This window comes from Flavobacterium ammonificans, assembly GCF_020885975.1.
Taxonomy (GTDB): domain Bacteria; phylum Bacteroidota; class Bacteroidia; order Flavobacteriales; family Flavobacteriaceae; genus Flavobacterium; species Flavobacterium ammonificans.
Genome location: NZ_AP025183.1, coordinates 179,909 through 200,967 on the forward strand (window position 1 = coordinate 179,909; position 21,059 = coordinate 200,967).

Genomic DNA, 21,059 nt, shown 5'->3' on the forward strand with positions numbered 1-21,059 from the left:
ATCTTAATTGACAACTCCTTTAACATTGTTATTTATTTTAATCTGAAAAAATAACATCATTAGCTGAAAAATCAAGCACTTCTGAGGTTGATGCATATTTGACTATTTCATTGATTCCTTTTTCCAATCTAAGTTCCGTAGTATACTTTCTACTTGTTGCAAAGTGAACACCCTCTAACAATACTTTAAAGTAATACCTTCCATTAGTTGATCTGAATTTCAAGAAAGTAGCCAAATCAGTATTAGCTTTAAATTTTTCTATCGCTTCTTCTCCTTCAAATTTAAGTTCAAAACTCAAACTAGTAAAAATTGTTTTGCCCTTTCTAGAAGCAAATACAAACTTGTATTCGTCGTTAAATCGCTTCGTAATTACAAAAGTCCCCATATTCTTGATCGCACTAACAATTAGTGCTCATTTATTATTATTTATAAAACAAAAAAAGCCTCTTCAATTGAAGAGGCTTTAGTACTCAGAGCGGGACTTGAACCCGCACGAACATTGCTGTTCACTGGATTTTAAGTCCAGCGTGTCTACCAATTTCACCATCCGAGCATTGTATGGTTTTGGAGCGAAAAACGGGGCTCGAACCCGCGACCTCGACCTTGGCAAGGTCGCGCTCTACCAACTGAGCTATTTTCGCATTTTCAATTCTATAAAAGAATCACGATACTTGTTCTGTATTGCGGATGCAAATTTAATACATTAATTCAATTACACAAGCCTTTTCAATAAAAAAATAGCCCGACAAAGGTAATCTTCTGATAACGTAAACTTTAAAATCAAAACTATTTTTTGCTTAGCATTCTTTTTATTTCATTCAGCTTCATCAAAGCTTCCATTGGTGTAATGGTATTGATATCTAAATTCAGAATTTCATCTTTAATTTCTTCCAAAAGCGGGTCGTCTAGATTGAAGAAACTCATTTGCATTTCATCTTTAACTTCCTTGATACCATTGAGCGCATCACTGGAATGATTTTTTTCTAATTTTTTTAATAGCTTTTGCGCTTTCAAAATTACAATCTGCGGCATTCCGGCCATTTTAGCTACGTGAATTCCAAAACTATGAGCACTTCCTCCTTTAACTAACTTTCTAACAAAAAGAACTGTATCTTTTAGTTCTTTGACAGCTACATTGTAATTCTGAATCCTCAGTAACGATTCACTCATTTCATTTAATTCGTGATAATGAGTTGCAAAAAGCGTTTTTGGCTGTGCCGGATGCTCGTGTAAGAACTCAGCAATAGCCCAAGCAATCGATATTCCATCATAAGTACTTGTTCCTCTTCCAATCTCGTCTAAAAGCACCAAACTTCGGTCGGAAATATTATTTAAGATCGAAGCCGTTTCATTCATTTCGACCATAAATGTCGACTCGCCCATCGAAATATTATCACTTGCACCTACTCTAGTAAAAATTTTGTCTACAATTCCCATTCGAACACTCTCTGCAGGAACAAAACTTCCCATTTGTGCCAAGAGTACAATTAAAGCCGTTTGACGCAAAATAGCTGATTTACCAGACATATTAGGTCCAGTAATCATAATCAGTTGCTGGGTTTCTCTATCCAAGAACACATCATTAGAAATGTAGGGCGTTCCAACAGGCAATTGCTTTTCAATTACAGGATGTCTTCCTTCTTTGATTTCCAATTCAAAGCTTTCATCAATTTCAGGGCAAACGTATTTATTTTCAATAGCCAATTGAGTAAACGAACACAAACAGTCCAATTGCGCTATTAAATTGGCATTCATCTGAACCGGTTTGATATACGTACTTATCCATTGTACCAATTGTTCAAATAATTCCGATTCTATTTTATGTATTTTCTCTTCAGCACCTAAAATCTTCGTTTCATATTCCTTTAACTCTTCGGTAATATAACGTTCTGCATTTACCAAGGTTTGTTTGCGAATCCATTCTTCAGGAACTTTATCTTTGTGCGTATTTCTCACTTCAATATAATACCCAAAAACATTGTTGAAGGAAATTTTTAAAGACGAAATTCCTGTTCTTTCCGATTCTCTTCTTTCAATTCCTTCCAAGAACTCTTTTCCAGATGTAGAAATGGCGCGTAATTCGTCTAATTCTGCATTCACACCCACAGCAATCGCGTTTCCTTTAGCTATAGCCACAGGCGCTTCTTGATTTAGGGTAGTTTTAATTTTTTCGCGCAATAAATCACAACTATGCAAACTATCGCCAATCACTTTCACCGCTTCCTGCGGACTTTGTAAAGCCAAGGTTTTGATTGGAAGTATAGCGTCTAAGGATTCTTTTAAATATACGACTTCACGTGGCGATACTTTTCCTGCGGCTATTTTCGAAATCAATCGTTCCAAATCGGAAATTTGCTTGATTTGAGATTGTATCTTTTTTAATATTTCTTGATTGTCTTTCAAATAGGCCACTACTTGGTGACGACTTTGAATTTTAGTAGCATCTTTTAATGGTAATGCCAACCAACGTTTGAGCAAGCGCCCTCCCATTGGCGAAAGCGTTCTGTCTATAACATCTAGCAAAGTAACCGCATTGGGATTGTAACTATGATACAATTCTAAATTGCGAATAGTAAAACGATCCATCCAAACGTAAGCATCTTCTGCAATACGCTGAATAGATGTAATATGCTGTACTTTATTATGTTGTGTTTCAGATAAATAATATAAGATGGCTCCTGCTGCAATGACACCTTCTTTTAATTCTTCAACTCCAAAACCTTTCAAAGAAACCGTTTGGAAATGCTTCGTTAAAGTCTCAAAGGCATAATCTTCTTTGTACAACCAATCTTCTAAATAAAAACTATGGTAATCTTCTCCAAAAGCAGTTTTGAAATCGTTTTTGCTATTCTTTGGAACTAGAACTTCACTAGGGCTAAAATTTTGAAGTAGTTTGTCAATATATTCCGCATTCCCTTGAGCAGTCAAAAATTCGCCAGTAGAGACATCTAAAAACGAAATTCCGATTGATTTATTTGAAAAATAAACGGAAGCTAAAAAATTATTAAGCTTAGCTTGTAGTACCTCATCATTCATAGAAACACCGGGAGTAACTAACTCAGTTACGCCTCGTTTTACGATGGTTTTGGTCATTTTAGGATCTTCGAGTTGATCACAAATAGCTACACGCAAACCTGCTTTTACTAATTTTGGCAAATAGGTGTTTAAAGAGTGATGAGGAAATCCTGCCAAGGCAGTTTCGGTTTCGGACCCCGCTCCTCTCTTTGTCAAAACAATTCCTAATATCTTAGAAGCTCTTACTGCATCTTCACCAAAGGTTTCATAAAAATCTCCTACACGAAACAACAAGCAAGCATCAGGGTATTTTGCCTTGATTTCATTGTATTGTTTCATTAACGGAGTTTCCTTTGCTACTTTTTCTTTTGCTGCCAAATCAGATGTATTAATCAATTCTTAATGTGTCAGCGAATTTATAGATTTTATAGCGAATAAAGAACAGTTCTTAGACATAAACCTATTTTTAGTTGAAATTGCACGGCTGTTTTCGAAAATTTATATAAATTTGTATTTCAAAATTTAAATCTTAAATCGTTATGAAAAAAATACTTGTTTTAGCCCTATTAGTTCTAGGAACAGTGGCTACCAACGCACAAGAAACATCTAAAAAAGGAAAAGCTGCAACTGCAAAAGTAACTGGAGCAGGAATGGTTTTTGCTAATGAAGTGATTGATTACGGTACAATTACTCAAAACGCAGAAGGTAAACGTGAATTTGTATTTACAAATAATGGAACTACTCCATTAGTGATTACAAATGCACAAGGTTCTTGTGGGTGTACTGTACCTTCAACTCCAAAAGAACCAATTGCTCCAGGAGCAAAAGGAACTATTGGTGTAAAATACGATACAACCAGAGTAGGTCCATTTACAAAAACAGTAACAATTTCGTCAAATGCAGCTGGTCAGCCAACTAAAGTTTTGACTATTAAAGGAAATGTGGTTGCCGCAACAGCAAAAAGCTAATTTTGTTTACAATACATTCAAAAGCTTCCTACTTTTACGGAAGCTTTTTTTTTACATTTAATTTGCTATGAGAAAATTAGAAAACAGCGAACTCGACAGAAAATCCATTGATGATTTCAAAGCTTCTGAAAAAACACCTTTGATTTTAGTTTTAGATGACATTCGCAGTTTACATAATATTGGATCAGTGTTCAGAACCGCTGATGCTTTTTTGATTGAAAAAATCTATTTGTGCGGAATTACAGCAACTCCTCCCAATAAAGAAATTCACAAGACCGCACTTGGTGCTACAGAAACTGTAGTATGGGAACAGGCTGAAAATGTTTTGGAAGTAATTCAAAAACTGAAAGCAGAAAAAATTCAGACTTACGCTATTGAACAAGTAGAAAGCGCTATTTTTCTTCAAAATTTTGAAGTTGAACAAAATCAAAAATATGCATTGGTGTTTGGTAATGAAGTTTTTGGCGTAGCCCAAGAAGCCGTCGCTCTTTGTGACGGAGCTATTGAAATTCCGCAATTAGGAACTAAGCACTCACTGAATATTTCAGTAAGTGCCGGAATTGTAGTTTGGGATTTATTTAAGAAGTTACATTTCACCAAATAAATCCTACTAATCAACCGAAAATAGTATATTTATAGCATGAAGAAAAGAAATGCCAAAATACTCTTCTTAACACTATTACTATTATTTGGAACCCAATTGGGATATTCATCACATCTCACTTTAGATCCACCTACAAAAAAATCAGTAACTACTACAGCCCCTTCAATTACAGCAACTGGAGATTTAACTTATTGTCCTCTTTCAGAAACCAAAATAGTTTCTACAGTAACTATTTCACACGATCCATCGGATTTAACCACTGAAGCTATTTACATCCAGATTGCTTCAGGATATGTTATTGGAGATGACCAACTTTTGTTAACAAATAAAGCTTCACATCCATCTATTGAAGCTTTTTGGAATGCTTTAGAAGGAAAGTTAAAACTATCAAGTCCCACAACAGGCACTCAAGTCAATTATTCAGATTTTGAAGAAGCGATTAGAGATGTTGTGTATTACAATTCCAATCCTTCTCCATCTGGAACTCGAAATTTCTCTATTTCTTTGGGGAATGGTCAAGCAAATTATCTTCCCCGAAATGGACATTATTATGAATATGTTCCTAATTTAGGGATTACTTGGACAAACGCAAAAGCAGCTGCAGCTTTAAAAACATTTTATGGGCTTCAAGGCTATTTAGCCACTTTAACTGCTGCCGACGAAGCGCAATTAGCAGGCAAGCAAGCTCCTGGAACAGGATGGATTGGTGGAACAGATGAAGAAACTGAAGGAGTTTGGAAATGGGTAACTGGACCTGAAGCAGGAACAATTTTTTGGAATGGGACTGCCAATGGCAATTCTCCTAATTTTGCTTTTTGGAATACTAATGAGCCTAACCAATCAGGTGATGAAGATTATGCACACATAACAGCTCCAGGATTAGGTATTCCCGGTTCGTGGAATGATTTATCAAATACTGGTGCAACAAGTGGTAATTACCAACCCAAAGGATATATTGTGGAGTATGGCGGCATGCCGGGAGAACCCAATTTACAATTATCCGCAAGTACTACTTTAACCATAGCGAAAATATTGACTACAACAGCTGCATCAAGATGTGATGCAGGTTCAATTACATTAAACGCAACCGCTTCAATTGGATCAATTTATTGGTATAATGATGCTTCAGACGGAACTAGTATTGCTTCTGGGAATAATTTTACAACCCCAATTTTATCAAGTACAAAAAACTATTATGCCGAAGTTTCAGGTTGTACAAGTACTAGAACGGTAATAGCTGCTACCATAAATACTACTCCAACTATTAGCACAATTAAACCAATAGTTCCTAGATGCGGAACAGGCACCCTTATTTTAGAAGCCACGCCAAGTATTGGCAATGTCAACTGGTTCTATGAGGCTAATGGCGGAACTTCAATTTCATCAGGTACAACTTTTACAACGCCATCACTGTCAACCAATACTTTTTTCTATGCTGAAGCCAATAATAATAGCTGTATAAGTCCTAACCGAATTGCGATTAGCACTATTATCAATCCTGTGCCTGAAGTAACGGATGAGAATTTAATTCTTTGTCAAAATAGCAATCTTACACTAGATGCGACAATCAATGGAATGACTTATCTATGGTCAACCTCTGAAACGACAAAAACTATAAACATAAGCTCTTCAGGGAACTACGAGGTGGCTATCACGAATTCGTACTTATGTACAAGCACAAAAAAAATTATAGTCATTGAACATGAAATTCCAGAAATAATGTCTGTTAAAGTAGAGGAAACCAATGTTGAAATCATTCCTAAAAACCAACAATCCTATTTTGAATATTCCATTGATGGCATCAATTTTCAAATTTCGCCATTATTCTTAAATACACCTGGCGGGTTACAAACTGCCTCAATTAGAGAAGTTAACAACTGTGGGATTGCCACAAAAGAATTTGTAATCCTACTTGCACCACCCTTTTTTACTCCTAACAACGACAGCTATAATGATTTTTGGATAGTAAAAGGAATGTCATTTTATCCTAATGCCGAACTTCGCATATTTGATCGCTATGGAAAATTACTGAAAGAGTTACGAACCAATAGTTTGGGATGGGATGGCACTTTTAATGGGCATCAACTTCCCGCATCTGATTATTGGTATGTATTTAAAAGTGATTCCAATTCACCCGAAAAAAGAGGTCATTTTACATTAAAAAGATAGTCCTATTTTGATTCAATCTTATTTTGAATTTCACTTAATATGAAAAGATAATCTTCATGATTTTTAACAAAATCTCGGTCTGAAACATCGATAATTAGAATATTCAAATCAGGTTGTGATTTAATGTAATCCAAATAACCTGTATTAATTTTGTCAAGGTAGTCCGCTTCGATTTCCTGTTCGTAACTTCTACCCCGTTTTTTTATATTTTGCAACAAACGCTCTGAATTTTGATACAAATACACATACAAATCTGGCTTAGGCATTTCTTTATAAATGATATGAAACAGATTACTGTACAATCGGTATTCATCTTCAGCCAAGGTAATTTTAGCAAAAATCAACGATTTAAAAATATGGTAATCAGCAACAACAAAGTCTTTAAATAAATCAAATTGGGACAAGTCATCTGACAATTGTTTGTACCTATCGGCTAAAAATGACATTTCTAACGGAAAGGCGTAGCGATTTTGGTCTTTGTAAAACTTAGGCAAAAAAGGATTGTCTGCAAAACGTTCCAAGACAGATTTTGCATTAAAATCTTCCGCTATTTTAGTTGCCAAAGTCGTTTTCCCAGCGCCAATATTTCCTTCAAAAGCTACATAATTAAAATGTTCTAAGGCGATATTCTGCAACGGACTTGCTATACTTTTAACGGCAATACAATCACTTTTATCATCTGTAGCGAATAATAACTCGGCTACCGTTTGATTTAAGATGGGATGAATCCATTCTAAATTCAAATCGAGCATCGGTTTTAACACAAAAATTCGTTCTTGCATTAATGGATGAGGAACTTTCAACTGAGCCGTATTAATAATTTCATTATCAAACGCAATAATATCTATGTCAATACTACGTGATTGGTATCCCGAATTTTCATTTCGAACACGCCCCATCTGAGTTTCAATTGCTAAGACTTTATTCAAAATAATGTCGGCCGAATCGTAGGTATGCACCACGACTGCAATATTATAAAAAGGATCGCTTTCAAATCCCCAAGAAGGCGATTCATATACTTTCGAAACTTTAACAACAGTAGCAACTTGATGATGAATCAATTGCAAACAACTTTCGATGTTTTCAAAACGATTCCCATAATTTGATCCAATAGATAAAACGACTTGATGCTGTGATTTCATAACAGCTGCAAATTAACTAAAAGAATGTTATATTTGTGTGAGGTGTTCATAACTAAATTTCAATAAAAAAATTAAGTGATGTAACATTTTAATCCCAAATACTACTTATAAAAAAAGATTGTTATGAAATTTTTAGGAAATGTATTAGCTACTATTGTTGGAATTTTTGTTTTCACCTTATTATTCTTTTTCGGAATACTATTTATTGGTGCTGTTTTTGGCGGCGATGAACAAAGTGTCGAAGTAAAAGAGAATTCAGTAATTGAATTGAATTTATCACAAATCCAATACGATTATGCCGGAAAGTTTTCAGATCCTTGGGTTACTGCCTTTTCTAATGAAACACAAATTGGCTTGACCGATGTTATTGCTGCCATTAAGGCTGCAAAAAACGATGAAAACATTAAAGGAATCTCTATTTTGAACAACTATTCTTCACTTGGAATGGCTCAAAGCAAAGCTGTTAGAGATGCTTTAGAAGACTTCAAAAAATCAGGAAAGTTTGTAATGGCTTATGCCAATTCGTACTCCCAACAAGATTATTACTTAAACTCTGTAGCCAATACTATTTATCTCAATCCAGTAGGCGAAATGGAGTTCAAAGGTATGTCTTCAGATGTCTTATTCTTTAAAGATTTTCAAGAAAAAACAGGAGTTAAAATGGAGGTGATTCGTCACGGAAAATACAAAAGTGCCGTAGAGCCTTTCCTTGAAAATAAAATGAGTGATGCCAATAGAGAACAAATTACGGCTTTATTGAATTCCATTTGGAATTCAGTAGTGGTAGACATTGCCAAAAGCAGAAATGTATCTGTACAAAAACTCAATGAAATAGCAAACGGTCTTTTAGCTCGAACACCTGAAATGGCAAAAGCGCAAAAATTAGTAGATATAATTGCCTATGAAGATGTGTACCACAATGCTATTAAAAAATTATTAAAAGTAGATTCAAAGGAAGATTATGAATCGGTTTCTATTTTAGATTACACACAAAATTTCATTACAACATCCATTCCAACAGATACCTCTGATGAAATTGCCATTATCTATGCACAAGGGGATATTGAAAGTGGCGAAGGCGATGTCAATGTCATTGGCGAAGGATCTATGCGACGCTCAATAATTGAAGCTCGTGATAATGAAGATGTGAAAGCTATTGTGCTACGAATTGATAGCCCTGGTGGAAGTGCGTTAACGTCTGATTTAATTTGGAGAGAAATTGAATTGGCTAAAAAAGTAAAACCTGTAGTAGTTTCGATGGGTAATTATGCTGCCTCCGGCGGATATTATATAGCGTGTAATGCTTCCAAAATTTTTGCAGAAAATAATACAATTACAGGATCTATTGGTGTCTTTGGAATTTTACCCAACTTTAGCGGTTTAAGCACTAAAATGGGGATTTATTCCGAACAAGTGAATACACATCAAAATGCTGGAAACTATAATCCTTTTTCACCAATCGATGAAAAATTCAAAGCCGTTACATTAGAAGGAGTAGAGAAAGTGTACTCCACATTCGTATCGCACGTAGCCAAAGGAAGAAAAATGACTTTTGCACAAGTCGATGCCATTGCACAAGGAAGAGTATGGACGGGATCTGAGGCTTTGAAATTGGGCTTAGTTGACAAAATTGGCGGTTTAGATGACGCTATAACAGAAGCAGCGCGCTTGTCTAAAACCAAAAATTACAGCACCAAAAATTATCCCGAATTTGAAAAGGATTTTGATGAGTTTTTAGAAAACTTCCCTTTTGCAAGAACCAGAGAACGTTTTATAAAAGAGGAAATTGGCGAAGAAAATTACCGAATGATAGAGCAAATCAAACGAGCTCAAAACTACAAAGGAATACAAGCAAGAATGCCGTTTGAGATTAGTATTCAATAAATTTAAAAAAGCTTCTAAACTATAAAAGATTAGAAGCTTTTTTTAAATCTCAATTTTTACAACATAGCCTTCTGAACTACGAATATTAAAAACTATTCCGCCTTCAAAAAGTAAATATTGTCCTTTGATCCCAATTAATTTTCCTTGAAAATTAGGCGTTTTATCCAAACTTAAACTTGTTACTTTACTAGGATATTCTAGAACAGGATAGTGCATTTCATACAAATCATTATTCTGATTGTAAAAATACTCCTGAACTTCGGTTGGAATTAATTGTTCAACTTTCAGCCGTTCTGCAATTAAATCAACAGGTTCTATGTCATTAGTAAGCATTTTTCGCCAATTCGTTTTATCAGCATAATGATTTTTCAAAGCGACTTCTGTTATTCCTGCTAAATAACGATTGGGTACCTCAACAATCGAGATGGCTTGATTGGCTCCTTGGTCAATCCATCGTGTAGGCATTTGTGTCTTTCGGGTAACGCCAACTTTCACTTCGCTTGACAAAGCCAAATACACAATATGCGGTTGCAATTGAACCTTTTCTTCATACGCTAAATCACGATCAGCAATTCCAAGATGTGCAGTACTCAATTCGGGCTTCATAATCCAATCTCCCACAGCAGGACTGGAATAAAAACAATCATAACAAAATCCTTGTCGGAATATTTTTTTCTTCTTCCCGCAATTCAAACATTGAAAACCCACAAAATTAATCTGCATTGGTTTCCCCAATAATTGATTGACATTCAAAAAGCTGTCTTCAAAAACAAGGTAATACTGAATTGGGTCTCCAAATTCAGTTTGCATTTTAGTTAAAACCCCTTCGTATGTCATATGGTTTGAAATTTCAGATTAACGATTTATGAATTCAGATTTGAAATATAACTTTTTTATTACAACTCATCTCAATCGGATTTTGATGAGAATCTATTTTTTATGAAAAAAAACACTATTTTTGATATTGATGCAAAGTTAGTATTTGTCCATCTATAACCAAATCTAGAATCAGCATTATAAAATTATAAATCGCTATGCCCATTCCAATAATCAATTCCATTGCCTCTTGGGTTCTAAAGCAACGGATTCACCAAATCGAGCTTTTCTTGAAGTACCCTCATGAGGTGCAAGAGGAATTACTGATGAATTTGATTCGGCGAGCAGAAAATACAGTAATTGGAGCCCAATACGATTTTAGTTCCATAACATCCTATACCACATTTTCAGAACGAGTTCCTGTTTCTAGTTATGAAGATTTACAACCTTTAATTGAACGCACACGCCAAGGTGAACAAAATGTTTTTTGGGATGCCCAAATTAAATGGTTTGCCAAATCAAGTGGTACTACCAATGCTAAAAGTAAATTTATTCCTGTTAGTAATGATGCTTTAGAAGATTGTCATTACAAAGGAAGTAAAGATTTATTGTGTTTGTATTTGAATAACAATGAAGATTCTGAACTGTTTTTGGGAAAAAGTCTTCGCTTAGGCGGAAGCTCTCAGATATACGAAGATAAAGAAACGCTGTTTGGTGACTTATCAGCTATTCTGATTGAAAATATGCCTATTTGGGCCGAATTTAGTAGTACACCAAGTAATAAAATTTCGTTGATGAGCGAATGGGAGACCAAACTTACTGCTATTATCAACGAAACCAAAAACGAAAATGTAACCAGCTTTGCAGGAGTTCCTTCATGGATGTTGGTTTTAATGAACCGAATGCTCGAAGAAACTGGAAAAGGCAATTTATTGGAAGTGTGGCCAAACTTAGAGGTTTATTTTCACGGAGGAGTAAGTTTTGAACCTTACCGCGAACAATATCAAAAACTACTGCCAAAATCTGATTTTAAGTACTACGAAATCTACAATGCCTCCGAAGGATTCTTTGCTATACAAGATTTGAATGATTCTAGTGATTTACTATTAATGCTTGATTACGGGATTTTCTATGAGTTCATTCCAATGGATACTTTTGGAACTCCCAATCAAAAAATAATCCGTTTGGCTGATGTAGAATTATTTAAAAACTATGCTATCGTAATTACTACTAATTCTGGATTATGGCGCTATTTAATTGGCGATACTGTTCGATTTACTTCCTTAAATCCGTATCGAATACGTGTTTCGGGCAGAACCAAGCATCATATCAACGTTTTTGGCGAAGAACTTATGGTAGAAAACACTGATCAGGCTATCGCCAAAGCTTGTCAACTTACCCAAACCGAAGTGGTGGATTATACCGTAGCTCCAATATTTATGGATGGAAAAGAAAAAGGCGCTCACGAATGGATGATTGAGTTCAAACAGAATCCGAAAGACATAAATCAATTTCAAACCGTTTTGGACGATACCTTACAAAGTCTCAACTCTGATTACGAAGCCAAAAGGTACAATAACATGACTTTAAATCCTTTGATTATTAATTTAGCTCGGCCCCATCTATTTTATGATTGGCTTAAAGAGCGAGATAAGCTAGGTGGTCAACACAAAATCCCTAGATTATCCAATCAACGAGAGTATTTGGAGCAGTTGAAAGAATTGCAGTAAAGTATAAATATAAAAGCCCAACTAGTGTTGGGCTTTTATAATTTTAATCAATAGAATTTTTACTCCTCCATCATATCGATATGTCGGTCGTGATAGCCTAACAAATATAAAACCCCATCTAAACCTAAACTAGAAATTGAACTAGCAGCATTTTCTTTTACCGTAGGCTTGGCGTGGAAAGCAATCCCTAAACCTGCTAAATTTAGCATTGGCAAATCATTGGCACCATCACCTACTGCAATCGTTTGGTTAATGTGAATTCCTTCTTTATCCGCAATTGCTTGTAAGTATTCGGCTTTCTTTTGACCGTCGACAATTTCACCCAAGTATTTACCCGTTAATTTTCCGTCTTTGATTTCCAATTGATTGGCATGAACATAATCAATTCCCAACTCTTTTTGCAAATACTCACCAAAATAGGTAAACCCTCCTGATAAAATAGCGGTTTTATAACCATAGTATTTCAAAGCTCTCATCAAACGATGTGCTCCTTTAGTTATAGGTAGATTGATAGCTACATTATGTAATACTTCTTCACTCAAACCTTCTAACAAAGCCATGCGTTTTTTGAAACTTTCTTTAAAGTCAATTTCGCCATTCATTGCTGATTCGGTAATTGCACGTACTTGCTCTCCTACTCCTGCTAGATCAGCCAACTCATCAATTACTTCGGTTTGAATTAGCGTAGAATCCATATCAAAACAAACCAAACGGCGGTTTCTGCGGTACATATTGTCTTCTTGGAACGAAATATCGACATTTAAAGTTCGGGAAATTTCCATGAAACTTGCTGTCATTGCTGTTTTGTCCTCAATAATACCCGTTACCGATAATTGGACACAGGAACGTGGATATTCTTCTTTGTCCACTACTGAAGTTCTTCCGGTTAATCGAATAATCGAATCAATGTTCAAATGTTGATTGGACATGATTTTTGTAACCGCTGCCAATTGAGCAGCTGTTAACTCTTCTCCTAAAATATTGATAATATAACGTTGCTTGATTTGCGCTTTTACCCAATTTTCGTAATCAGGAATAGAAATCGGAATAAACTTTACTTTAATTCCTAATTCATAGCCTTTAAATAACAAATCTTTCAGTACAGGTCCTGAAGAAGACCCCGCTTTTATTTGGAATAAAATTCCTAAAGACAGCGTATCGTGAATGTCGGCCTGGCCAATATCCAAAATAACGGCATCATAATTAGCTAGTATAGAAGTTAAACCCGCTGTTACTCCAGGTTTATCTTGACCCGAAACTTTCAGCAAAATAATCTCTTTGTCTTCTATGGTCATTTGTAGTGTTGTTAGTTAGAAAGGCAAAAATCGACATTCTATCGCTGATAAAAAAGAATAATGTTGTTTTTTTATAAGCTAACAAGAGGGCACAACTCGGCATAAAAAAACCTGCTTCAATACAGTAGCAGGTTATTGTTATTTAAAAAATGAATAATTTATGAAGCTATTTCCAGACGCTTTAATAAATTTTTATTCAAGGTTTCTTTAGCATAATCAACATCAATCGCTAGTTTTTTATCCTCAGAGCTTGGTAGTTCATACATAGCATCGGTTAAAATGGCCTCGCATAACGAACGCAATCCACGAGCGCCTAATTTGTATTCCAAAGCCTTTTCAACGATAAAGTCTAAAGCATCGTCTGTGATAGTGAATTCCACCTCATCCATCAAAAATAATTTAGCATATTGCTTAATTAACGCATTTTTAGGCTGTGTTAAAATAGCGCGTAAAGTTTCTTTATCCAATGGATCCATATGCGTTAATACAGGTAAACGACCAATAATCTCTGGAATCAACCCAAAATCTTTAATATCTTTTGGAATAATGTATTGCAACAAATTGTCTTTGTCAATATTGTCCACATTTTTTGAAGTACTGTACCCTACTGCTTGACGATTCAAACGTTTCGAAATGATACGTTCTACACCATCAAAAGCACCTCCTGCAATAAACAGAATATTTTGGGTATTCACCTCAACAAATTTTTGATCCGGATGTTTACGACCTCCTTTTGGTGGCACATTAACAACCGTTCCTTCTAACAGTTTTAACAAGGCTTGTTGTACTCCTTCTCCTGAAACATCACGAGTGATAGATGGATTATCGCTTTTACGAGCAATTTTATCAATCTCATCAATAAATACAATCCCTCTTTCAGCTTTAGCCACATCATAATCCGCTGCTTGAAGTAAGCGCGTTAAAATACTTTCAACATCTTCTCCCACATAACCTGCTTCCGTAAGTACTGTGGCATCCACAATTGCCAAAGGAACATCTAACATTTTAGCGATAGTTTTTGCTACCAATGTTTTTCCTGTTCCAGTTTGACCTACCATGATGATATTACTTTTTTCAATCTCTACCTCATCGTCTAATTGCTGTTGCATCAAACGTTTGTAGTGATTGTAAACCGCAACCGTCATTACTTTTTTGGTTTGGTCTTGACCAATAACATACTGATCTAGAAAAGCCCTGATTTCTTTTGGCTTTTTAAGAATTAAATCTCCAACCAGTTTTGAGCTTCCACCCGATTTTAATTCTTCTAAAACAATTCCGTTCGCCTGTTCAATACACTTATCACAAATATGTGCATCAATACCTGCAATCAATAAATTGGTTTCTGGCTTTTTTCTACCACAAAAAGAACATTCTAATACTTGTTTTGCCATTTTGTTAGCTTAGAAGTTAGACATTAGAAGTTAGAATTACTCTTCGTAACTCTATCCCCTAACTTCAAACTTTAATTTATCCTCTTACTAAAACTTCATCAATCATTCCGTACTCTTTTGCTTCTTGAGCAATCATCCAATAGTCGCGTTCGCTATCCGCATGTACTTTATCAAAAGTTTGTCCTGAATGGTGTGAAATAATATTATACAATTCGTCTTTCAATTTCAACATTTCGCGCAAGTTGATTTCCATATCAGTCGCAACACCCTGAGCGCCTCCTGAAGGTTGGTGGATCATTACTCTTGAGTGGGGTAATGCTGAACGTTTTCCTGGCGCTCCTGCACATAACAAAACAGCTCCCATAGAAGCAGCCATTCCTGTACAAATCGTGGCTACATCAGGTTTGATGTATTGCATAGTGTCATAAATTCCTAGTCCAGCATATACACTACCACCTGGAGAATTCAAATAAATCTGAATGTCTTTAGAAGCATCAGCACTTTCTAAGAATAACAATTGTGCTTGTACAATATTGGCAATTTGATCATCAATTCCTGTTCCTAAAAAGATGATTCTATCCATCATTAATCTTGAAAATACATCCAATTGAGAAATATTCAATTGACGTTCTTCAATAATATAGGGAGTCATATTTTTTGGCGTCATTGCCCCTACGATTTTATCGTAATACATGGCGTTTACTCCTTGGTGCTTTGTAGCAAATTTTCTAAATTCTTTACCGTAGTTCATTTTTTTAAGTTTAAAAAGTTTAAAAGTTTAAAGTTGCTCAACTAGAACCTCAGCTTTAAACAAAATAAAGAGCGTCAAAAGAAAATTCAATTGACGCTCAAATATACTCAATTTTTTAGAAATTATTCTCCGTATGACGCAGCAATAAATTCTTCGTAAGTTACTTCTTTTGTAGTTGGGTTTGCTTTTTCTTTGAATACTTCCAATAATTTAGCTGCCACAACTTGATCAGATAAACGTTTTACTTCTTCTTGGTTCGATAAAACTCTAGCTACAATTCCTTGAACTTCTTCATCAGTTGGATTTGTTTGTCCGAATTGAGCCATTTGTTGTCTAATGGCATTAGAAGTAAATGATTTTAAATCTTCGAAAGTAATTTGAATATTACTTTGAGCCAAAGCTCTACCTTCGATCAATTGGAAACGCAATCCTTTTTCAGAACGAATATATTCTGCTTCCGCTTCTTCTGCATTTAATTTTTTCTCTCCAACAGTTTGCAACCATTTTTTCAAGAATTCAGCTGGCAAATCGAATTTGGTGTTTTCAATTAAAAACTCTGTTACATCACCTAATAATTTTTGATCTGCTTGTTGCGCGAATTGGCTTTCAGCATCTTCTTTGATTTTTGCTTTCAATTCATCCAAAGTAGCTACGCTTCCTTCTCCGAATAATTTATCAAACAATTCTTGGTTCAATTCAGCCAATTCAGTTGAGTTGATTGACTCAATAGTAAAGTCAATGTCTACTGCTAAAGAATGCACCTCATCGTGTCCTACTTTTAGGTAGTCCATTAATTGGTGATCGTCTTCAAATAAACCTTTTGTGTTTACAGTAACTACATCACCTACTTTTTTCCCGATGAATTTTTTAGCTGTCTTTTTATCTTTAAAAACATCTAAAGCCAAAACGGTTTTATTGTTGATTCCTTTTTCTTCATTCGAAAAAGTTCCTGTTACATCACAACCTTCAGCAACAACTTCTTGAGGAATCGCTTTACCAAATTGTTTTTGGATACGAGCTACTTGACCGTCAATTAATTTGTCATCAGCTTTAACGACATACTTGATGATATTGTTTTTTGCTTCTAAGTCCAATTCGAAATTAGGCACTAAACCAATTTCGTATTCGAATACCAATTCTTCAGCATCCCAATCCAACTCTTCATTTTCTTTAGCTAATGGAGTACCTAAAAGGTTCAATCTTTCAGACTGAATGAAACGCTCTAAAGCCAAATCAACTACTTTTTTAACCTCTTCTTTTTTAATGGCTTTTCCGTATTGTTTTTCTACAAGATCTTTAGGCACTTGTCCTTTTCTAAATCCTTTTACGGTAGCCAAAGGCATTTTTTCATTGATTCTTTTTGCTACTTGACCTTTGTAATCCATATGAACCACAGTCATGACAATCGTTTCATTTACAGCATCTATAGCTACTCTTTTGATATCCATCTTGTTCTTTAATTTACATAATAAAATTGGGTTGCAAAATTATAAAAATTTTACAACCCAAACAAGTTTTAATTTAAGCAATACATTAGGCTAAAACTAGCCTAGTATTCCATATTATTTGGAACCTCCTGTAATTTTATACATAATAGATTGAGAAAGGGACAAAATGATACTAAATAAGGTAGCTGTCCAGAACGAATCTACATGAAATCCACCTACAATCTTAGTACACACCAAAATCAATATTCCATTAATCACAATTAAAAATAAACCCAACGTAAAAATCGTAAAGGGCAGTGTAAAAAACACCAAAACAGGTTTAATAAAAGCATTCAACAATCCCAAAACGATTGCAACCGTTAGTGCAGTTAACACACCATCTACGCGAACACCTTTCATAAAATAAGACAAAACCATCACTAAAATGGCAGTCACCAATATTCTAATAAATAACTTCATAACTATATATTAATTTAAATACGACAAACTCAATTGATAAAACAAGGCAGGATTTTCGGCATGAAGCCAATGACCTGCGTTTGGAATAGTTTCAAAACTAGCCTTTGGAAATTGAACTTTAATAGCTTCAATATCTTCATCCAAAATATAATTCGAATTACCTCCACGAATAAAAAGTGTTGGCTTTTCAAAAACTAAATCCGAGGGCAAAGAAACTCCAATTTCGGTGATTTTTTTATTGAAAACAGCTAAATTAAATCGGAACGCCAACTGCCCTGGCTCCTGCCAATATAAATTTTTAAGCAAAAATTGGCGAGTCCCAAAATCAGGAATATAGTTCGAAAGTGTAGCTTCTACTTCATTACGACTTGGTTTCTGAGAAAAATCAACAGCGTTCAAACCCGCTAAAATATCCTGATGGTGTGGCGCATAATATTTAGGACCAATATCGGCAACAATTAATTTATCGACCAATTCCGGGTAACGCGTTGCTAGGAGCATCGCTGTTTTTCCGCCCATTGAATGACCAATTACATTAATTTTCTCCAACTGATGTTCTTCAGAATACTGCACAATATCTTGCACCATTAACTCATAACTGAATTCTTCGGACTGAAAACTACGTCCGTGGTTGCGCAAATCCAAAATATGGACTTCAAACCCTTCAGAGGCAAATTGCACTCCTAACGTTTTCCAATTGTCAGACATTCCTAAAAATCCGTGAAGAATTAAAAGTGGCTTGCCTGAACCTTCTATTTTTGAATATAACATTTTTGATATTTTAATAATTATTCCACAAAGATTCACAAAGTAATCTCAAAGTTGCACTAAGGATTCTAAAACTAAAACTTTGAGTTTCTCTGTGAAATCTTAGCGCATATTTGTGTTACAAATCTAGGTAACGAAGATTATTTCAGTTTGTTCAAATACATATTAACCACATTGTCCAAGCCTAAATATAAGGCTTCGGAAATCAATGCGTGACCAATGGAAACTTCTAATAAACCTGGAATATTTTGTTTGAAAAATTGAATATTACCCAAGCTCAAATCGTGTCCAGCATTAATTCCTAATCCCATTTCATTAGCCAAAACTGCAGCCTTTACATAAGGTTCAATTCCTTTTTCGTTGCCTAAACCATATTGATGTGCAAAGGCCTCTGTGTACAACTCGATTCGGTCAGTACCTGTTTTTTTTGCTCCTTCAATCATTTCGAGAACAGGATCCACAAAAATAGAAGTTCGAATTCCGTTGCGTTGAAATTCTTGAATCATCTCGGTCAGGTAGGCTTGATTTTTTACCGTATCCCAACCTGCCGAAGACGTAATTGCTCCGATGGCATCTGGAACTAAAGTCACTTGTTCTGGTTGGCATTCTAAAACCAAATCAATGAAATTATGTTGCGGATTGCCCTCTATATTGTATTCTGTGTAAACGATAGACTTCAAATCGCGTGCATCTTGATAACGGATGTGACGCTCGTCTGGACGAGGATGAATCGTGATGCCTTGCGCGCCAAATTTTTGAATATCAGTTGCAACTTTTAATAGATCCGGTACATTTCCGCCTCGGGCATTTCGTAAAGTTGCTATTTTATTGATATTTACACTTAACTTTGTCATAATAATTGAATTGATTTTAGAAAAACTATTTTTCGGATACAAAAATACAAAGTTAAATGTAGGTGATTTTGCCTTTTTTTGATTATTTTGCGTTAACTATTGAGTATTGACTTTATGACAACAATTACAGATTACATCAATAACGACTTCAGGGCTATGGACAGCGAAGAAACTATTCTAGCTGCCCAAGATTTTTTTATGGATGTATCTTTTTCTCATTTCCCTGTTTTAGAAGACGGAATTTACTTAGGAAGCATCGTTGCTGAAGACATAGAAACATTTGATACTGATAAAAAAATAAGCAATTACAAATATACATTGGAGCCATTTTTTGTTCGTTCTTCGATGAATTGGCTAGATGTTCTAGAAGTTTTCGGAAAAAATCATACAGACATTGTTCCTGTTTTGGATGAAAACAACCATTACTTAGGTTATTACGAACTTACCGATAGTATGCGTTTTTTAAATGAAACCCCATTTATTAAAGAAGCAGGAGGTATTATCATTGTAAAAAAAGCACTAGTTGATTATTCAATGAGCCAAGTCTCTCAAATAGTTGAAAGTAATAATGGTAAATTATTAGGGTTATTTGTATCCAAGTCCGATAATGATACAATTGAAATTACAATTAAGGTAACTTTAGGAGTTATGAATGATATTATTCAAACCTTTAGACGCTACAATTATGAAATTATTTCGGAGCATAATGATGATAATTACATTAATACGCTAAAAGAGCGCTCGGATTATTTAGATAAATATTTGAATATATAACTTTGCATTAGAACTACAAAAAATGAAAATAGCAATATACGGACAATATTATCTTAATAGCACCGAACCTATAATTAAAGACATTTTTGTTTTTTTCAAAAAGAACAATACTGAATTGATTATTGAAGCAGCTTTTTTAGAAATGCTTTACGAGAAAAACCTAATTCACGAAACCTACCAAACATTTTCATCGCATACGGAATTGGATAGTAGTTTTGACTTACTAATAAGTATTGGTGGAGACGGAACCATTTTAAGAGCCGCTACTTTAGTTCGCAATTCAGGCATTCCTATTTTAGGAATAAATGCGGGTCGTTTAGGCTTTTTAGCTTCGGTTCAAAAAGACAATATTGATTCTTTTTTGCAATTTGTAATGGATAAAAAATACAGTATTTCAAAACGAACGCTACTAAGTTTGGATTGTTCTCCTGAAAACGATGCCATTAAAGAAATCAATTTTGCAATGAATGAAATCACGGTGAGTAGAAAAGATACTACCTCGATGATCACTATAGAAACCTATTTAGATGGAGAATTTTTAAACTCCTATTGGGCGGACGGATTAATTATCTCCACACCTACAGGGTCTACAGGATATTCTATGAGTTGCGGCGGACCTATTTTAACTCCCAATGTAAAAAGTTTAGTAATTGCGCCAATAGCACCTCACAATTTAAATGCCAGACCACTTGTTATCCCAGATGATACCGAAGTTAAATTACGCGTTTCGGGTCGTGAAGAAAATTATTTAGTTTCATTAGATTCTAGAGTCACTACCATTGCAAATGAATCTATTTTAATAATTAAGAAAACGCCATTCCAAATCAATATGGTAGAAATTCAGGAAGAAACATTTCTGAAAACCTTACGCAACAAACTACTTTGGGGAGAAGACAAAAGAAATTAAAATTAAGTCAATACGAATCCTTCATTTTTAGCGTTTAAAATAAGAACTTTAGCTAAGACGAATAACAAATCATATCTTTAAATG

18 protein-coding genes and 2 tRNA genes are annotated in these 21,059 nt (G+C 34.8%); 7 read left to right on the forward strand and 13 right to left on the reverse strand.

What is annotated here, in order from left to right:
* Window positions 1-37: 37 nt before the first annotated feature.
* The 4 genes from LPC23_RS00850 to mutS form a co-directional block, all read right to left on the reverse strand.
* Window positions 38-385, reverse strand: coding sequence for a DUF1508 domain-containing protein (locus LPC23_RS00850; RefSeq protein ID WP_229325604.1), 348 nt, complete (start codon window positions 383-385; stop codon window positions 38-40).
* An 82-nt stretch (window positions 386-467) separates the two neighbouring features.
* A tRNA-Leu gene (locus LPC23_RS00855) sits at window positions 468-553 on the reverse strand.
* A gap of 12 nt (window positions 554-565) precedes the next feature.
* A tRNA-Gly gene (locus tag LPC23_RS00860) sits at window positions 566-641 on the reverse strand.
* Between the two features lie 145 nt (window positions 642-786).
* Window positions 787-3,393 carry a DNA mismatch repair protein MutS gene (mutS, locus tag LPC23_RS00865; protein ID WP_229331601.1) on the reverse strand — a complete coding sequence of 869 codons (2,607 nt, stop codon included), beginning with the start codon at window positions 3,391-3,393 and terminating at the stop codon, window positions 787-789.
* 161 nt (window positions 3,394-3,554) lie between these two features.
* On the opposite strand from mutS, the gene LPC23_RS00870 reads away from it, so the two are divergent.
* The 3 genes from LPC23_RS00870 to LPC23_RS00880 all read left to right on the forward strand — a co-directional run bounded on the left by LPC23_RS00870 (window position 3,555) and on the right by LPC23_RS00880 (window position 6,756).
* Window positions 3,555-3,983, forward strand: a complete 429-nt coding sequence (locus LPC23_RS00870; protein WP_229325606.1) for a DUF1573 domain-containing protein — start codon at window positions 3,555-3,557, stop codon at window positions 3,981-3,983.
* Between the two features lie 67 nt (window positions 3,984-4,050).
* Complete coding sequence (locus tag LPC23_RS00875) at window positions 4,051-4,587, forward strand: RNA methyltransferase (RefSeq protein ID WP_229325608.1); 537 nt, start codon at window positions 4,051-4,053, stop codon at window positions 4,585-4,587.
* 36 nt (window positions 4,588-4,623) lie between these two features.
* Entirely contained in the window at window positions 4,624-6,756 is a 2,133-nt protein-coding gene (locus LPC23_RS00880) for a T9SS type B sorting domain-containing protein (protein WP_229330333.1), read from the forward strand.
* Window positions 6,757-6,758: 2 nt separating this feature from the next.
* Here the strand turns inward: LPC23_RS00880 and folK are convergent, their stop codons facing one another.
* Entirely contained in the window at window positions 6,759-7,898 is a 1,140-nt protein-coding gene (gene folK, locus LPC23_RS00885; RefSeq protein WP_229330335.1) for a 2-amino-4-hydroxy-6-hydroxymethyldihydropteridine diphosphokinase, read from the reverse strand.
* A gap of 123 nt (window positions 7,899-8,021) precedes the next feature.
* Here folK and sppA point away from each other — a divergent pair, with 123 nt between their 5' ends.
* Complete coding sequence (sppA, locus tag LPC23_RS00890) at window positions 8,022-9,782, forward strand: signal peptide peptidase SppA (protein ID WP_229330337.1); 1,761 nt, start codon at window positions 8,022-8,024, stop codon at window positions 9,780-9,782.
* A 42-nt stretch (window positions 9,783-9,824) separates the two neighbouring features.
* Here the strand turns inward: sppA and LPC23_RS00895 are convergent, their stop codons facing one another.
* On the reverse strand, window positions 9,825-10,619 hold the full coding sequence (locus tag LPC23_RS00895) for a DUF2797 domain-containing protein (RefSeq protein ID WP_229330339.1): 795 nt from the start codon (window positions 10,617-10,619) through the stop codon (window positions 9,825-9,827).
* 197 nt (window positions 10,620-10,816) lie between these two features.
* On the opposite strand from LPC23_RS00895, the gene LPC23_RS00900 reads away from it, so the two are divergent.
* On the forward strand, window positions 10,817-12,328 hold the full coding sequence (locus LPC23_RS00900; RefSeq protein ID WP_229330341.1) for a GH3 auxin-responsive promoter family protein: 1,512 nt from the start codon (window positions 10,817-10,819) through the stop codon (window positions 12,326-12,328).
* 59 nt (window positions 12,329-12,387) lie between these two features.
* Here the strand turns inward: LPC23_RS00900 and serB are convergent, their stop codons facing one another.
* From serB to LPC23_RS00935, 7 genes are all read right to left on the reverse strand, one after another.
* Window positions 12,388-13,623, reverse strand: a complete 1,236-nt coding sequence (gene serB, locus LPC23_RS00905) for a phosphoserine phosphatase SerB (RefSeq protein ID WP_229330343.1) — start codon at window positions 13,621-13,623, stop codon at window positions 12,388-12,390.
* Between the two features lie 158 nt (window positions 13,624-13,781).
* Window positions 13,782-15,014 (reverse strand): ATP-dependent Clp protease ATP-binding subunit ClpX, encoded by a 1,233-nt coding sequence (clpX, locus tag LPC23_RS00910; protein ID WP_229330345.1) that lies wholly within the window; start codon window positions 15,012-15,014, stop codon window positions 13,782-13,784.
* A gap of 76 nt (window positions 15,015-15,090) precedes the next feature.
* Window positions 15,091-15,765 (reverse strand): ATP-dependent Clp endopeptidase proteolytic subunit ClpP, encoded by a 675-nt coding sequence (gene clpP, locus LPC23_RS00915; RefSeq protein WP_229330347.1) that lies wholly within the window; start codon window positions 15,763-15,765, stop codon window positions 15,091-15,093.
* Between the two features lie 122 nt (window positions 15,766-15,887).
* The gene (locus LPC23_RS00920; protein ID WP_229330349.1) at window positions 15,888-17,213 is read right to left on the reverse strand and encodes a trigger factor; all 1,326 of its coding nucleotides are present in this window, start codon (window positions 17,211-17,213) and stop codon (window positions 15,888-15,890) included.
* A 114-nt stretch (window positions 17,214-17,327) separates the two neighbouring features.
* Window positions 17,328-17,672, reverse strand: a complete 345-nt coding sequence (locus LPC23_RS00925; protein ID WP_229325628.1) for a phage holin family protein — start codon at window positions 17,670-17,672, stop codon at window positions 17,328-17,330.
* A gap of 9 nt (window positions 17,673-17,681) precedes the next feature.
* Window positions 17,682-18,443 (reverse strand): alpha/beta fold hydrolase, encoded by a 762-nt coding sequence (locus LPC23_RS00930; RefSeq protein WP_229330351.1) that lies wholly within the window; start codon window positions 18,441-18,443, stop codon window positions 17,682-17,684.
* 137 nt (window positions 18,444-18,580) lie between these two features.
* Entirely contained in the window at window positions 18,581-19,294 is a 714-nt protein-coding gene (locus LPC23_RS00935; protein ID WP_229330353.1) for a pyridoxine 5'-phosphate synthase, read from the reverse strand.
* Between the two features lie 114 nt (window positions 19,295-19,408).
* Between LPC23_RS00935 and LPC23_RS00940 the strand changes: the two genes are divergently transcribed.
* Window positions 19,409-20,068, forward strand: a complete 660-nt coding sequence (locus LPC23_RS00940) for a CBS domain-containing protein (RefSeq protein ID WP_229325634.1) — start codon at window positions 19,409-19,411, stop codon at window positions 20,066-20,068.
* A 22-nt stretch (window positions 20,069-20,090) separates the two neighbouring features.
* The gene (locus LPC23_RS00945; protein WP_229330355.1) at window positions 20,091-20,975 is read left to right on the forward strand and encodes an NAD kinase; all 885 of its coding nucleotides are present in this window, start codon (window positions 20,091-20,093) and stop codon (window positions 20,973-20,975) included.
* Window positions 20,976-21,059: the final 84 nt, after the last annotated feature.

What these genes read in the sequence shown, in the direction of transcription:
- LPC23_RS00850 (WP_229325604.1), bottom strand. Translation starts at nt 385, where the DNA reads ATGGGGACTTTTGTAATTACGAAGCGATTTAACGACGAATACAAGTTT.
- LPC23_RS00870 (WP_229325606.1), top strand. Translation starts at nt 3,555, where the DNA reads ATGAAAAAAATACTTGTTTTAGCCCTATTAGTTCTAGGAACAGTGGCT.
- LPC23_RS00875 (WP_229325608.1), top strand. Translation starts at nt 4,051, where the DNA reads ATGAGAAAATTAGAAAACAGCGAACTCGACAGAAAATCCATTGATGAT.
- LPC23_RS00880 (WP_229330333.1), top strand. Translation starts at nt 4,624, where the DNA reads ATGAAGAAAAGAAATGCCAAAATACTCTTCTTAACACTATTACTATTA.
- folK (WP_229330335.1), bottom strand. Translation starts at nt 7,898, where the DNA reads ATGAAATCACAGCATCAAGTCGTTTTATCTATTGGATCAAATTATGGG.
- sppA (WP_229330337.1), top strand. Translation starts at nt 8,022, where the DNA reads ATGAAATTTTTAGGAAATGTATTAGCTACTATTGTTGGAATTTTTGTT.
- LPC23_RS00895 (WP_229330339.1), bottom strand. Translation starts at nt 10,619, where the DNA reads ATGACATACGAAGGGGTTTTAACTAAAATGCAAACTGAATTTGGAGAC.
- LPC23_RS00900 (WP_229330341.1), top strand. Translation starts at nt 10,817, where the DNA reads ATGCCCATTCCAATAATCAATTCCATTGCCTCTTGGGTTCTAAAGCAA.
- serB (WP_229330343.1), bottom strand. Translation starts at nt 13,623, where the DNA reads ATGACCATAGAAGACAAAGAGATTATTTTGCTGAAAGTTTCGGGTCAA.
- clpX (WP_229330345.1), bottom strand. Translation starts at nt 15,014, where the DNA reads ATGGCAAAACAAGTATTAGAATGTTCTTTTTGTGGTAGAAAAAAGCCA.
- clpP (WP_229330347.1), bottom strand. Translation starts at nt 15,765, where the DNA reads ATGAACTACGGTAAAGAATTTAGAAAATTTGCTACAAAGCACCAAGGA.
- LPC23_RS00920 (WP_229330349.1), bottom strand. Translation starts at nt 17,213, where the DNA reads ATGGATATCAAAAGAGTAGCTATAGATGCTGTAAATGAAACGATTGTC.
- LPC23_RS00925 (WP_229325628.1), bottom strand. Translation starts at nt 17,672, where the DNA reads ATGAAGTTATTTATTAGAATATTGGTGACTGCCATTTTAGTGATGGTT.
- LPC23_RS00930 (WP_229330351.1), bottom strand. Translation starts at nt 18,443, where the DNA reads ATGTTATATTCAAAAATAGAAGGTTCAGGCAAGCCACTTTTAATTCTT.
- LPC23_RS00935 (WP_229330353.1), bottom strand. Translation starts at nt 19,294, where the DNA reads ATGACAAAGTTAAGTGTAAATATCAATAAAATAGCAACTTTACGAAAT.
- LPC23_RS00940 (WP_229325634.1), top strand. Translation starts at nt 19,409, where the DNA reads ATGACAACAATTACAGATTACATCAATAACGACTTCAGGGCTATGGAC.
- LPC23_RS00945 (WP_229330355.1), top strand. Translation starts at nt 20,091, where the DNA reads ATGAAAATAGCAATATACGGACAATATTATCTTAATAGCACCGAACCT.